13 protein-coding genes are annotated in these 12,747 nt (G+C 73.5%); 10 read left to right on the top strand and 3 right to left on the bottom strand.

Annotated features, from left to right (window positions below; translation table 11 throughout):
• The first annotated feature begins 118 nt into the window (after positions 1-118).
• The 4 genes from BLV05_RS19000 (at position 119) to BLV05_RS18990 (ending at position 4,820) form a co-directional block, all read left to right on the top strand.
• Complete coding sequence (locus BLV05_RS19000) at positions 119-1,381, top strand: ROK family transcriptional regulator (RefSeq protein WP_231948861.1); 1,263 nt, start codon at positions 119-121, stop codon at positions 1,379-1,381.
• Positions 1,378-3,675 (top strand): sulfatase-like hydrolase/transferase, encoded by a 2,298-nt coding sequence (locus tag BLV05_RS18995; protein WP_052762835.1) that lies wholly within the window; start codon positions 1,378-1,380, stop codon positions 3,673-3,675. Before BLV05_RS19000 ends, BLV05_RS18995 begins: the two co-directional genes overlap by 4 nt.
• Before the next feature lie 95 nt (positions 3,676-3,770).
• Positions 3,771-3,941 carry a hypothetical protein gene (locus BLV05_RS37060; protein WP_197683203.1) on the top strand — a complete coding sequence of 57 codons (171 nt, stop codon included), beginning with the start codon at positions 3,771-3,773 and terminating at the stop codon, positions 3,939-3,941.
• Positions 3,942-3,965: 24 nt separating this feature from the next.
• Positions 3,966-4,820: an NAD(P)H-binding protein gene (locus tag BLV05_RS18990; protein ID WP_046770983.1), complete on the top strand. Its 855-nt coding sequence runs from the start codon at positions 3,966-3,968 to the stop codon at positions 4,818-4,820.
• Here BLV05_RS18990 and BLV05_RS18985 read toward each other — a convergent pair whose 3' ends face one another.
• Complete coding sequence (locus tag BLV05_RS18985) at positions 4,821-5,375, bottom strand: dihydrofolate reductase family protein (protein WP_046770982.1); 555 nt, start codon at positions 5,373-5,375, stop codon at positions 4,821-4,823.
• A 97-nt stretch (positions 5,376-5,472) separates the two neighbouring features.
• Here BLV05_RS18985 and BLV05_RS18980 point away from each other — a divergent pair, with 97 nt between their 5' ends.
• Genes BLV05_RS18980 through BLV05_RS18970 form a run of 3 tightly spaced genes read left to right on the top strand, consistent with a single transcriptional unit; the run spans position 5,473 to position 7,497 of the window.
• Positions 5,473-5,832 carry a hypothetical protein gene (locus tag BLV05_RS18980; protein WP_046770981.1) on the top strand — a complete coding sequence of 120 codons (360 nt, stop codon included), beginning with the start codon at positions 5,473-5,475 and terminating at the stop codon, positions 5,830-5,832.
• Positions 5,833-5,845: 13 nt separating this feature from the next.
• Complete coding sequence (locus tag BLV05_RS18975; protein WP_052762834.1) at positions 5,846-6,700, top strand: hypothetical protein; 855 nt, start codon at positions 5,846-5,848, stop codon at positions 6,698-6,700.
• An 8-nt stretch (positions 6,701-6,708) separates the two neighbouring features.
• Positions 6,709-7,497, top strand: a complete 789-nt coding sequence (locus BLV05_RS18970) for an endo alpha-1,4 polygalactosaminidase (protein ID WP_046770980.1) — start codon at positions 6,709-6,711, stop codon at positions 7,495-7,497.
• On the opposite strand, the gene BLV05_RS18965 is transcribed toward BLV05_RS18970, so the two are convergent.
• Positions 7,494-7,676 (bottom strand): helix-turn-helix domain-containing protein, encoded by a 183-nt coding sequence (locus BLV05_RS18965; RefSeq protein WP_052762833.1) that lies wholly within the window; start codon positions 7,674-7,676, stop codon positions 7,494-7,496. The two genes, BLV05_RS18970 and BLV05_RS18965, sit on opposite strands and share 4 nt — an antisense overlap.
• 64 nt (positions 7,677-7,740) lie before the next feature.
• On the opposite strand from BLV05_RS18965, the gene BLV05_RS18960 reads away from it, so the two are divergent.
• Both BLV05_RS18960 and BLV05_RS18955 read left to right on the top strand, forming a co-directional pair.
• On the top strand, positions 7,741-8,172 hold the full coding sequence (locus tag BLV05_RS18960) for a hypothetical protein (protein WP_052762832.1): 432 nt from the start codon (positions 7,741-7,743) through the stop codon (positions 8,170-8,172).
• Between the two features lie 156 nt (positions 8,173-8,328).
• Positions 8,329-10,971 carry a glycoside hydrolase family 78 protein gene (locus BLV05_RS18955; RefSeq protein WP_046770979.1) on the top strand — a complete coding sequence of 881 codons (2,643 nt, stop codon included), beginning with the start codon at positions 8,329-8,331 and terminating at the stop codon, positions 10,969-10,971.
• Between the two features lie 20 nt (positions 10,972-10,991).
• On the opposite strand, the gene BLV05_RS18950 is transcribed toward BLV05_RS18955, so the two are convergent.
• Positions 10,992-11,849 carry an AraC family transcriptional regulator gene (locus BLV05_RS18950; protein ID WP_046770978.1) on the bottom strand — a complete coding sequence of 286 codons (858 nt, stop codon included), beginning with the start codon at positions 11,847-11,849 and terminating at the stop codon, positions 10,992-10,994.
• A gap of 101 nt (positions 11,850-11,950) precedes the next feature.
• Between BLV05_RS18950 and BLV05_RS18945 the strand changes: the two genes are divergently transcribed.
• Entirely contained in the window at positions 11,951-12,742 is a 792-nt protein-coding gene (locus BLV05_RS18945) for a phytanoyl-CoA dioxygenase family protein (RefSeq protein ID WP_046770977.1), read from the top strand.
• Positions 12,743-12,747 lie beyond the last annotated feature (5 nt).

The raw sequence follows: 12,747 nt of genomic DNA, 5'->3' as shown, positions 1-12,747 counted from the left end.
TGACTTTAAAATAGCGGTCGAAGGGTGTCAACAGCCGGTCCCGGCGCCGCGGCGATGGCGGTAGCGTGCGGACCTCGACCCGCGCACGCGGCGCTGAAAGGAGGACGTCACGGTGAACATGTCCGCCGACCCGCCGCTGCCCCGCTTGGACCAGGTGTGGCCGCCCCCCCACCCGGTCGAGCCGCGTTCCTGGCAGGGCACCACCCTGCGCCGGCAGAACTACGCCGCGGTGCTGCGCACGGTCCTCACCGACGGGCCGATCTCGCGGGTCGACATCGCCCGCCGGGTCGGGTTGACGCCGACCGCGATCACCAACATCGTCGCGTCGCTGCTGCGGGCCGGTCTGGTCCGCGAGGTCGAGCCGCCCAGCCTGGGCCGCGACCGCGGCCGGCCGAAGGTCCCGGTCGGCATCGACCCGGCCGGGCTGACCGTGCTGGGCATCTTCATCGGCGGCACGCAGACGAGCATCGGCCTGATCGACCTGGCCGGGCAGCTCATCGCCGAGACCGACATCGAGCAGACGAGCGAGTCGGCGGACGAGCTGATCGAGCAGACCGCCGCCGCGGCTCGCGAGCTGATCACCGCCGTTCCCCTCCCCACTCCGGTGCTCGGCGTCGGCGTCAGCATCGGGGGCTGGGTCGACACCGAGCGCGGCACCGTCCGCGACCACGTCCACCAGCACTGGATCGGCGCGCCGCTGCGCGACCGGCTGGCCGAGCGCATCGGGCTGCCGGTCGTGCTCAACAGCAACGCCCGGGCGATGGCACTGCTCGAGTCCTGGCTGGGCGCGGCCAAGGGGGTACGCGACTTCATCTACGTGTCGATCGGCGCGCTGGTCGGGGCCGCGCTGGTCATCGACGGCAAGGTCTACGACGGCGCCGGCTCGGCGTCGGGCAACATCGACCACCTCTCGGTCCGGGTGCGCGCGCAGGAGCGGTGTTTCTGCGGCCGGCGCGACTGCCTGCACGTCATGGTCAGCGACGACGCGACGCTGCGGCTGGCCCACCAGGCCGGCGTCGACCCGTCCGTCGCGTCGGTGCGGGCGCTCGCCGAGGTCGCCCGGGCCGGCGACGCGGCCGCCCAGCGGGTGTTGCGCAATCGGGCGCGGCACACCGGCACCGCCGTCGGCCAGCTCGCCGACCTGCTGAACCCGGAGCTGATCCTGCTCGGCGGCTCCATCCTCGACGCCCCCGAGTACCTCGACGACGTCCGGCGGCGGGCGGCGGCCGGGGCGCACGCCGCGCCGAGCGTCGCCGACATCGTCCGTCCCAGCGTGTTCGGCCTGCACGCGCTGTCCCGGGCGTCGGGCGCGCTGGTGCTGAACCAGTACTACGGCGACCCGCTGGCCCACCCGCCGCTGGCCCTGGGCGCCGGCGCGTGAGCGGGCCGAACCTGCTGTTCGTCTTCGCCGACCAGCACCGCTGGTGCGACCTGGGCTGCTACGGGAACGCCGAGGTGTCGACGCCGCACCTCGACCGGTTCGCCGGCCAGGCGCTGCGGTTCGAGCAGTGCGTCTCGAACACGCCGTTGTGCGTGCCGGCGCGGGCCGCACTGCTCACCGGGACGTTCGGGCGCACCCACCGGGCGGTCGCGAACGACCTGCCGATCGACCCGCGGGTCGAGAGCATCGCCGGCGTCCTCGCCGCCGCGGGCCATCGGACGGGTTACATCGGCAAGTGGCACCTCGCCGGCGTCCCGCGCGACCGGACGGTCCCCGCACACGCGCGGCTGGGGTTCCAGGAGTGGAAGGCGCACAACTGCCACCACGACTACGACGCCGCCGGCTACCACGACGAGGACGAGGCTCCGCACCGGCTGGCCGGCTACGAACCCGCCGGACAGACCGATCTGGCGATCGACTTCATCGACCGGCACCGCGACCGGCCGTGGGCGCAGTACCTGTCGTGGGGACCGCCGCACGACCCGTACGACACCGCGCCCGCGGCGCACCGCGACCGCTACTCCGGCCGCGACCTCGCCCTGCGCCCGAACGTGCCCGAGCACGTCGCCCCGACCCGGTCCACCCGGCTGACCCGCGACGACGTCAGGCGCGACCTCGCCGGCTACTACGCGCACATTTCCGCGCTCGACGAGCAGTTCGGCCGGCTGATCGAGGCGCTGGAGCGCACCGGGCAGCGCGACGACACGATCGTCGTCTACACGAGCGACCACGGCGACCTGCTCGGCAGCCAGGGACGGACCGGCAAGCAGCTGCCGTACGAGGAGTCGGTCCGGATCCCGCTGCTGGTGTCGTGGCCCGGTGTGGTGCGCACCGGCGCGACGGCCGAGCCGATCGGCCAGGTCGACCTGCCCGTGACGCTGCTGGGCCTGCTGGGCCGGCGGTTCAGCAGCCCGGTCGACGGCGCCGATCTCCACCGGCTCCTCGTCGACGAGACCGCGGCCGGCCGCGACGCCTGCTACCTCGCCAACCCGGTCCCCTGCCACCAGGCCGAGGACCGCGGCGACCGCGAGTGGCGGGCGATCCGCACCCGCCGGCATACGTTCGCCCGCTCTGCCGGCGACGACGGCCACCTGCTGTTCGACAACGTCGAGGACCCGTACCAGCTGACGAACCTCGTCGACGACCCGGCGCACGCCGCGGTCCGCGCGGAGCTGCGGGCGGCGCTGGACGACCTGATCCTCGAGCACGACGTGCTGCTGCCGTGGGAGGACTACGTCCACCACCTGGGCCTCACCGACGCGTGGAACGCGAGCCAGGCGCACTTCGGCCGGCCGACGCTGACCCGGCGCGGCGCCCGGAATGCCCGCTCCTCCGAAGAGCGCACGTCCGGCGGCGAGACCAGGTCGATCACGGGCGCGCTCGGGACCATCGAGGTACCCGCCTCGCCGCAGCAAATCGTCTCCGTCGGCCAGTACCGCGACACCGACGCCGCCATGGCGCTCGGCGTCGTGCCGCTGCTCAGCCCGGACCTCAGCCAGTTCATCCCGGGCGGCATCGCGCCGTGGGTGCAGCCGGAGCTGGACGGGCAGGAGCTGAACATCGTCGACGTCACCGAGATGCCGTTCGAGGCGATCGCCGAGCTCGCGCCCGACCTCATCCTCGCCACCGACCGCAACCGGCTCGAGGAGGAGTACGAGCAGCTGAGCCAGATCGCGCCCACGCTGTCCTACGCCGAGGGCTACAACCAGGACGACTGGACCACGACGACGACGCGCATCGGCGAGGCGCTGGGCCGCCCCGACGACGCTGAGCGGGTGATCGCCGAGACCAACGAGGCGATCGAGGCGGCGAAGAGCACGTACCCGCAGCTCGCCGGGCTGACGTTCACGCTCGGGCCGGTCACCGGCGACGGCACCGTCAACACCATCAACAGCACCGCCGACGCGTCCGCGGAGTTCCTCGCCCAGCTGGGCATGGTGCTCTCCCCCGCCGTCACCAGCCTGCCCAGCTCCGGCATCCCCGGCCGCGCGATCATCAGCCCGGAGGAGCTGGAGCTGCTCGACGCCGACGTGCTGCTGCTGACCTTCAACACCCCCGACGCGCAGACGACGCTGGAGGCGAACGAGCTGTTCCAGCAGATCCCGGCGGTGCAGCAGGGCCGCTACGTCGCCCTCGACCTGCCGACCGCGCTGGCCATCGGGTTCCCGTCGGCGCTCAGCATCCGCTACGGCCTGGACCAGGTGCTGCCGAAGGTCGCGGCGGCGCTGGCCTGACGTCGCGGCGTGGCGGCCACAGGTGCCGCAGGCCACACCGCCCGAGTGGGTGGAACCCCTTCGCCCGGACCATCGACGCGGCGCCGAAGTGCGTCGTGTCGAGCACCCTCGAGCAGCCCGACTGGAACGCCCTGCTCCTGCGCGGCGACCTGGGCGAGGCCGTCCGCCAGCTCAGCAGGAGCGGGGCGACGGACTGTACGTCGCGCCTCCGGCTCTCGCTCGCGTTGGCCGAGCTGCGACGCGACCACTCGTCCGCGCCTGGATAGGGTCGGGCGCGGAGAGGGGTGCGCATGGAGCGACCTGCAGGTGAAGGCGTCGGGTACGCGGTGGCGGGCGCGACCGGCAACGTCGGCAGTGAGGTCGTCAAGGCGCTGGCAGCGGCCGGGCATCGGGTGCGCGCCCTGGTCCGGACGCCGGACCGCGCCGTCGCCGGCGCCACGCAGACGGTCGTCGCCGATCTGAACGACCCGGAGTCGCTGGGCCCCGCGCTCGAGGGCGTCGGCGGCGTCTTCCTGCTGCCGGGCTACGCGGCCATGGACGAGTCGCTCGCGCGGGCGAAGACGGCGGGGGTCGGCCGGGTCGTGCTGCTCAGCAGTCCGGCCGCCGCGAACGGTGCCGGCGGCAACGCCGTGGCCTCATACATGGCGGCCTCGGAGACCGCGGTCCAGGGGTCGGGCATTCCGTGGACCATCGTCAGGTCCTGCATGTTCGCGACGAACGCGCTCGAGTGGTCGGCGCAGCTCCGCGCCGGCGACACGGTCCGGGCGCCGTTCCCGGACGTCCGGGCGGCGGTGATCCACCCCGCGGACATCGGCGCGACCGTCGCCGCGGTGGCGACCGGCGAGGAGCACGACGGGCAGACCTACCGCATCTCCGGCCCGGCGGCGACCACACCCGCCGAGCGGCTCGCCGTGCTCGGCGACGTCCTCGGCCGGCGGCTGACGTTCGCCGGGCTGACCGACGACGAGGCCCGGACCGAGTTGCACGCGTCGATGCCGCAGCAGTACGCCGACGCGTTCCTCGACTTCTACGTCGCCGGGTCGCTCGACGAGTCACCGGTGCTGCCCACGGTCGAGCGGCTCACCGGGCGGCCGCCGCGCACGTTCCGGGACTGGGCCCGCGAGCACGGCGACCGCTTCCGCTGATCAGGCGCTCCCAGGACGGTAGCGCAGCCACACGACGCCGGAACGGTAGGGCGTCGCGGAAACGAGACGGAGGCGGACCGGGCCGACGCCGTCGAGCATGCGGGGGCCGGTCGGCCAGATGTGCGGGTGGATCCAGAACCAGAACTCGTCGACGAGGCCGAGCTGGGTCAGGTTGTGGGCGAACTCGCCGCACCCGGTGACGATCAGCCGGCCCTCGTGGCGCTCCTTCAGCGCCGGGACGGCCTGCTCCAGCTCGCCCTCGATGAGGGTGGCGTTCCACTCCAGCGGCCCGGTCAGCGTCCGCGACGCGACGTACTTGGGCATCGCGTTGATCCGGCCCGCGGACTTGCCCATGGCCGGGTCCTCGGTGAGTTGCGGCCAGACCGCCGACAGACCCTCGTAGACCGGCCGGCCCATCAGCAGGGCGTCGGCCAGCACGAGCTGGTCGAGGCCGTCGTCAGTGCTGTCGTTGTCCAGTTCCAGCCAGTTGGCCGGCGACGGCGACTCGAAGGCGGCGTTCACGCTGAGTGCGTTGTGCACGATGAGGTTTCCCATGACGATGACGGTAGGAAGCGCGGGCGACCGGTCGCATCTGTCGAACGACTGGTGCGAGGGTGCATACTGAGCCCGGCTTCCCGACGAAGGAGACCACATGGCCAGGCCGCTGGGCGCCCCCGGATCCCCGCCCCCGCCGCGCAACTCGTCCGTCGGCGAAGACGCACTGAGTACCTGGCTGCACGAGGACGACCGGGCCGACGACGACGCCGATCCGGAGACGACGTCCGCCGTCCCCCGGCTCGAGGTCGACAGCCAGGAGCTGTTGAAGGCCATCGCATCCGCCGACGAGGCCCGCCCTTCCACGGTCAGTGACCTGCGGGCGCGGATGAGCATGAGCCAGGTGCAGGTCGGCATCGCCCTGCACCGGCTGCGCGACGCCGGCGTCATCAGCATCGAGGGCGCGCCGGGCGAGGAGGTCGTGCACAAGCTCGACGCCGCGGCCGACGGCGACTGAGCCGAGGGGATCCATGTCCGACACGTTCACCGCGGCGGTCGTCGCGCTGCTCCTGGGTGTGCTCGTCGCCGCGGCGGAGCTGGTGTCGAGGTACCGCGACGATCCGGCCCGGGCCGTCATGTCGCTGCCGGCCGCCGCCTACGTCACCGTCAACGCCGCCGCGTCGGCCGCGGCATTCGGGCTGATCCGCGCGTTCGAGTGGGATTTCGGCGCGAGCGGCACGCAGAAGCTGGTCACGCAGGTACTGGTCGCGGGGTTCGGCTCGGCCGCGCTGTTCCGCAGCTCGCTGTTCAACATCACCGCCGGCGACCAGGTCGTCGGCGTCGGCCCGAGCGCGGTGCTGAACGTCATCCTCAGCGCGGCCGACCGCGCGGTGGACCGGCAGCGGGCCAGCTTCCGGGCGCAGAATACGACCGCGGCCATGAAGGACGTCTCGTTCGAGCGCAGCGCCGACTCGCTGGCGGTCTTCTGCTTCGGCGCCATGCAGAACGCCTCCAACGAGGAGGTCAAGGCGATCGACGACCGCATCAGCATCCTGCGCGACTCGAAGAACAGCCACCTCCCCGACCAGGTCAAGTCGTACGTCCTCGGCCTGGCCCTGGCCACCGTCGTGGGCGACAAGGTGCTGGCCGAGGCGGCCGCGCACATCAAGGCCGTCACGCAGCCGCTGCCTCCGCCCGACCCGGACGCCGCGGAGACGCGGATCATCGAGGCGCTCATGGGCGGCCCGGTGCCGACGATGGAGCTGCAGGTGCGGGCCGGCGTCGACATCGCGTCGTTCGGCACGCTCATGCGTGACCTCGTCACGTCCCGAGTCGTCGCCATCAGCGGCTCCGGCGACACCGAGCTGGCCGAGCTGGTCACCTGACGCCCTCGATGCGCCGGGTCCTGCTGATCGCGGTCGTCCTCATCTCGGCGTGCGGCGGCGATGACGACGAGGTCGCGCTCCCGCCGGCGGGCGGGCGGGTGGACTACCAGCTCGGCGGCGCCCATCCCCCGGCCGACGGTGCCGAGATCGTCGTCCGCGACGTCACCGCGGAACCGGCGCCGGACCGGTACGGCGTCTGCTACGTCAACGCGTTCCAGACTCAGCCCGGCACACTGGACCGGTGGCTGGCCGAGCACGGCGAGCTGCTGCTGCGCGACGACGGCGAGCTGGTCACCGACCCGGACTGGCCGGACGAGGTGCTGCTGGACACGTCCACCGAGGCGAACCGGACCGCGCTCGCCGAGATCGCCGGACGCGACCTCAGCCGCTGCGCCGAGGCAGGGTTCGACGCCGTCGAGCCGGACAACCTCGACTCCTGGACTCGCTCGCACGGCCTGCTGGACGACGGCGACAACGTCGCCCTCGCGGCGCTGCTGGCCGAGCGGGCGCACGACCACGGCCTGGCGATCGCGCAGAAGAACGCACCGGAGCTGGGCGAGGCGGGCCGCGACGCCGGCCTCGACTTCGCCGTCGCGGAGGAGTGCGAGGTGCACGCCGAGTGCGACGCCTACACCGAGGTGTACGGGCGGCACGTCATCGAGATCGAGTACACCGACAACGGACGCGACGCGTTCGCCGCCGCCTGCGCCGCCCGCGGCGACGACATCTCGGTGCTGCTGCGCGACCGCGACGTCGTCCGCGCCGATGCCGCCGGCTACGTCTCGGAATGGTGCTAGGGGACGTACTTGCGCTGCATCGCGCGGCGGAACCGCTCCGGTGACGTGCCGTACGCACGGCCGAAGCAGCGGATGAAGTAGGACTGGCTGCCGAAGCCGCAGCGCACCCCGATGCGCGTCACCGTCTCGCCGGTGGTCGACAGCAGCGCCGCCGCGTGCTCCAGCCGCAGCGTCGTCACGTACCCGGGTCGGGCTGGCGTCGTAGTGGCGGCGCATGCTGCGGGCCGGGTGGGCGGGGCTGACGTGGGCCAGCTCGACCATCCGCGGTACGCCGGCGCACAGGTTCTCCTCGCGCCGCATCGCCGCGCAGGCGGCCGCCAGCCATTCCGGCGTGCCCTTGGCCGCCGGCCGGTTCTCGAACGGCGGCGGGGCGACGGGGCACAGCGTCGCGGTCAGCGCCGTCCAGAACCCGACGAGGTCGAGCATCGTCGTCCCGGCCAGGAACTTCCGGGCCAGTGTCTCGGACGCGCGCAGTACCGTCTCCAGGCCGGCCGCGTCGGGGCGGACCAGCTCGAGCCGGCGCTGCCGTGGCTGGCCGGCGCCGGCGCGACGGCCGCCGTCCGCTACCCGCGCGACCTGCCGACGGACCTGGACTGGGACGACCCCACCGGCACCCTGACCGTCGGCCTGCCGGCCCTGAACGCGGCCCGGCTGATCGAGCTGCGCCGCCCCTGATCACCACCCGGCCGCCGGTGGACAGGGGACCCGAGTTGATCATGGAGAAGGTCGGCCCTGGAGGCGATCGGAAGCCACCTTTCTCCATGATCAACAACGTCCGCGCCGCGGCACCACGGGTTGACCGGACCGTGATTGAAACGATTTAGTACCACTATGAAGGTGACCTCCATCCGGTTCGAACACCATCGGGAGCCGCTGGGCATCGGCGAGCCGAGGCCGCGGCTGTCCTGGCTGACCGGCACTGACGTGCCCGGCTGGCGGCAGGCGGCCTACGAGGTCGAGCTGGCCGGCGACGCGACGGGCGGCGAGCCGGCCGGCACCTGGTCGTCCGGACGGGTGGACTCCGGCGAGTCCGTCCTGGTGCCGTGGCCCGCGGCGCCGCTGCGGTCGCGCGAGCGGCGCCGGGTCCGGGTCCGCGTCTGGGGCGGCGACGGCGACACGGCGGAGCCGTCCGGCTGGAGCGACTGGCACGCCGTCGAGGCCGGGCTGCTCGACGCCGCGGACTGGTCGGCGGAACCGATCGGCCCGGACTGGGACGAGGCGCCGGACCGCTCGCATCCGCCGGTGCTGCTCAGGCGCGCGTTCGAGCTGCCCGGGCCGGTCGCGGCGGCCCGGCTGTACGTCACCGCGCACGGCGTCTACGAGCTCGAGCTCAACGGCGCCGTCGTCGGCGACCAGCTGCTCGCGCCGGGCTGGACCAGCTACCACCACCGGCTGCGCTACCAGACCCACGACGTCACCGAGCTGCTGCGCGAGGGACCGAACGCGCTCGGCGGCACCGTCGCCGAGGGCTGGTTCCGCGGCCGGCAGACCTGGCACGAGACCAGGCGCAACGTCTACGGCGACCGCGCGGCGCTGCTGGCCCAGCTCGAGGTCCGCCTCGCCGACGGCCGCACCGTCGTCATCGGCACCGACGAGACCTGGCGGTGCGCCACCGGCCCGATCACCGCGGCGAGCCTGTACGACGGCGAGACCTACGACGCCCGGCTGGAGCGGCCCGGCTGGTCCGCGCCCGGGTATGACGACACCGGCTGGACCGGCAGCCGTGCCGCGCCGGTCGACCGGTCCCGCCTGGTCGCGCCGACCGGCCCGCCGGTGCGCCGGACGCAGCTGCTGCGACCGGCCGCCATCGTCACGTCGCCGTCCGGGCGCACCATCGTCGACTTCGGGCAGAACCTGGTCGGCCGGGTCCGGCTGCGGGTCGCCGGCCCGGCCGGCCACACCGTCACGCTGCGCCACGCCGAGGTCCTGGAGGACGGCGAGCTGTGCGTCCGCCCGCTGCGCACGGCCCGCGCCACCGACAGCTACACGCTGGCCGGGCGCCCGGACGGAGAGGAGTGGGAGCCGCGGTTCACCTTCCACGGGTTCCGCTACGCCGAGGTCACCGGCTGGCCCGGCACCCTGACCGACGACGACGTCGTCGCCGTCGTCTGCCACACCGATGTCGAACGCACCGGCTGGTTCGAGGCGTCCGAGCCGCTGCTGGAACGGCTGCACGAGAACGTCGTGTGGAGCCTGCGCGGCAACCTGGTCGACGTCCCCACCGACTGCCCGCAGCGCGACGAGCGGCTCGGCTGGACGGGCGACCTCCAGGTCTTCGCCCCGGCGGCGAGCTACCTGTTCGACTGCGCCGGCCCGCTGACGTCCTGGCTGCGCGACCTCGCCGCCGAGCAGCTCGCCTCACCCGACCGGCTGCCGCCGGTGGTCGTCCCCAACGTGCTCGACGGCAAGAACGACGCCGCCGCGTGGGGCGACGCGACCGCCGTCGTGCCGTGGGTGCTGTACCAGCGCTTCGGCGACCTCCAGCTGCTGCGCGACCAGTTCGCCAGCATGACCGCCTGGGTCGACGGCATCGCCGGGCGGGCCGGCGAGCGGGGCGTGTGGGACGGCGACTGGCAGTACGGCGACTGGCTCGACCCCAGCGCGCCGCCCGACGACCCCGCCGCCGCCCGCACCGACCCCGGCCTGGTGGCCACCGCCTACCTGGCCCGCTCCGCGGCGATCGTCGCCGACGTCGCGGCCCTGATCGGCGACGACGCGGCGTCGGACCGGTACGCCGCCCTGGCCGCGCGCATCCGCCGCGCGTTCGCCGCCGAGTACGTCACCCCGAGCGGCCGGCTGGCCGGCGACACCCAGACCGCGTTCGCGCTGGCCTTGCAGTTCGCCCTGCTCGAGACCCCGGAGCAGCGCGACCGGGCCGGGCGCCGGCTGGCCGAGCTGGTGCACGACGGCCGCTACCGCATCGGCACCGGCTTCGTCGGCACGCCGCTGATCGCCGACGCCCTGTGCACCGCCGGCGCGACCCAGGTGGCGTACCGGCTGCTGCTGGAGACGTCGTGCCCGTCGTTCCTCTACCCGGTGACCATGGGCGCCACGACCATCTGGGAGCGCTGGGACAGCATGCTGCCCGACGGCAGCGTCAATCCCGGCTCGATGACGTCGTTCAACCACTACGCGCTCGGCGCCGTCGCCGACTGGCTGCACCGGACGGTCGCGGGCCTCGCCCCCGGCGCGCCCGGCTACCGCCACCTCGTCGTCGCGCCCCGGCCCGGTGGCGGGCTGACCAGCGCCGGCGCCGTCCACGACACCCCGTACGGACGCGCCACGGTGCGCTGGCGCCAGGATGGCGACGCCTTCACGCTCGACGTCGCCGTGCCGCCGAACTGCACGGCCACCGTCACGCTGCCCGGCGGCGCAGTCCACGAGGTGGCCGCGGGCTCGCACCGGTTCGACGTCCACCACGAGCCGTCGCCGTACCCGCCGGTCGTCCCACGTCCACAGGTCGTGCAGGTCTGACCGGTGGTCGGCGTGTCCGTTCAGGGTCTCATGCTGCGGCGGCGGTACTCCGAGGGCGACAGTCCGACGAGCGCGCGGAACCGCCGGGCGAAGTACGTCGGATCGTCCCACCCCACGCTCGCGCCCACCCGGCCGGCGGGCAGATCGGTGCGGGCCAGCAGACCCGCGGCGCGCTCGGCCCGGACGCGCGCGAGGTAGCCCAGCGGCGTCACGCCCATGTGCTTGCGGAACAGCCGGCCGAGGTAGGCGGGGTCGACGTTCGCCGCGCCGGCGAGGTCGTCGAGCCGCCAGGGCCGCTCGGGCGCCGTCTCCAGGCTCGACACGGTGACGGCGACCGCCGGGTGCACGGCCGGCGTACGAGCCTCCTCCGCACGCCGGCCGTCGGCGAGGATGCCGAGCACCGTGGCGACGTGCCCGAACACCCGCCCCTCGACGTTCCGGCCGCCGGCGAGATCGTGCTCGAGCAAGCCGATCGCGGCGAGCGCGTCGCTGGCGACCTCGCGTCCCACCGACGTCACCACCAGGCCGTGCGAACCGGCGGCGACAGGCTCGGTCCACAACAGCCGGTTGAACATCGGCACCTCGAGCAGCACGGCGAGCCCGCCCCGCAGCGCCTGCGCAGAGATGCAGCAGTTGCCGACGACGAGGTCGCGGCAGCGCCGGAAGCCGTGCCACGCGCCGGGCCGCAGAACGATGACGTCGCCGTGGCGCACCGGCCGTTCGCCCTGGCTGGTGACGTGCCGCCCGCGCCCGGTGCCGACGACGGCGATCTCGACGAAGTCGTGCGCATGCGGCTCGACGTCGGCGGACAGGCGGTGGATGCCGCCGAGCACCTGGTGGCCGGCGAACAGCGAGTGCTCGCGGAACGTCGCCAGCATGTCGGTATCGTACTAGCACAGGTCGCGATCGGGCTAGCCGCCGCGGCGAGCGTCCGGCCACTCTGGATGCGCAGAGTTAGTCGCATCCGAGGAGGCCAGACATGACCAGCACCACCACCGACGAGAAGGTGTCCGACGTCTACGCCGGCGGCCGCGTGCCCGAACAGGTCGTCACCGACTACCGCGAGAACGGATTCGTCCGAGTTCGCGGTGTCCTCGGCGCCGACGAGATCGTCCGGTTCAAGGCCGCAGCCGAGGCGTACCTCGAGGCGCACCGCGCCGAGAGCCTGGAACAGCAGGGCGTGTTCAGCCAGCTCGTCAACGTCTGGCAGCACGACGAGACGCTGCGCGACCTCACGTTCCACCGGCGGCTGGGCCGGGTCGCCGAACAGCTCGCGGGCTTCCCACTGCGGCTCTGGCACGACCAGATGCTGGTCAAGGAGCCGCACAACGGCGCCGCGACGGAGTTCCACCAGGACCGGCCGTTCTGGCCGCATGCCGACGACCGGCTCTCGCTCTCGGCGTGGATCGCGCTGGTCGACGTGCCGCCGGAGCGCGGGTGCATGACCTTCCTGCCCGGCACCCAGGCCGTCACCGGGCTGCGGCCTCAGGACGTGCGCGACGAGGACGACCTGTTCGTCGCCGACCCGTCGCTGCGCTGGATCCCGCGGGTCACGGTGCCGCTGCGGGCCGGCGACTGCACGTTCCACAGCAGCCGGACCGGGCACATGGCGCTGCCCAACCGCACCGACCTGGCCCGCCTGGCGCACGTCACCATCTTCATGGACGCGGCCACGACGTTCTCCGGCACGGCGCACCCCGTGACCGATCCGCTAGGCCTGACCGAAGGCGACCGCCTCGACGGCGACCCCTTCCCCCGTCCCTGGGCCTGAGCGCA

This window comes from Jiangella alkaliphila (genome assembly GCF_900105925.1).
GTDB classification, from domain to species: domain Bacteria; phylum Actinomycetota; class Actinomycetes; order Jiangellales; family Jiangellaceae; genus Jiangella; species Jiangella alkaliphila.
Note: the sequence above shows the minus strand (reverse complement) of the source record. Positions and strands in the feature narration are given on the sequence as shown.

Coding starts and splice junctions, on each gene's coding strand:
- BLV05_RS18955 (WP_046770979.1), top strand. CDS start 8,329: ATGAAGGTGACCTCCATCCGGTTCGAACACCATCGGGAGCCGCTGGGC.
- BLV05_RS18945 (WP_046770977.1), top strand. CDS start 11,951: ATGACCAGCACCACCACCGACGAGAAGGTGTCCGACGTCTACGCCGGC.
- BLV05_RS18950 (WP_046770978.1), bottom strand. CDS start 11,849: ATGCTGGCGACGTTCCGCGAGCACTCGCTGTTCGCCGGCCACCAGGTG.
- BLV05_RS18975 (WP_052762834.1), top strand. CDS start 5,846: ATGTCCGACACGTTCACCGCGGCGGTCGTCGCGCTGCTCCTGGGTGTG.
- BLV05_RS18990 (WP_046770983.1), top strand. CDS start 3,966: ATGGAGCGACCTGCAGGTGAAGGCGTCGGGTACGCGGTGGCGGGCGCG.
- BLV05_RS19000 (WP_231948861.1), top strand. CDS start 119: ATGTCCGCCGACCCGCCGCTGCCCCGCTTGGACCAGGTGTGGCCGCCC.
- BLV05_RS18970 (WP_046770980.1), top strand. CDS start 6,709: ATGCGCCGGGTCCTGCTGATCGCGGTCGTCCTCATCTCGGCGTGCGGC.
- BLV05_RS18985 (WP_046770982.1), bottom strand. CDS start 5,375: ATGGGAAACCTCATCGTGCACAACGCACTCAGCGTGAACGCCGCCTTC.
- BLV05_RS18980 (WP_046770981.1), top strand. CDS start 5,473: ATGGCCAGGCCGCTGGGCGCCCCCGGATCCCCGCCCCCGCCGCGCAAC.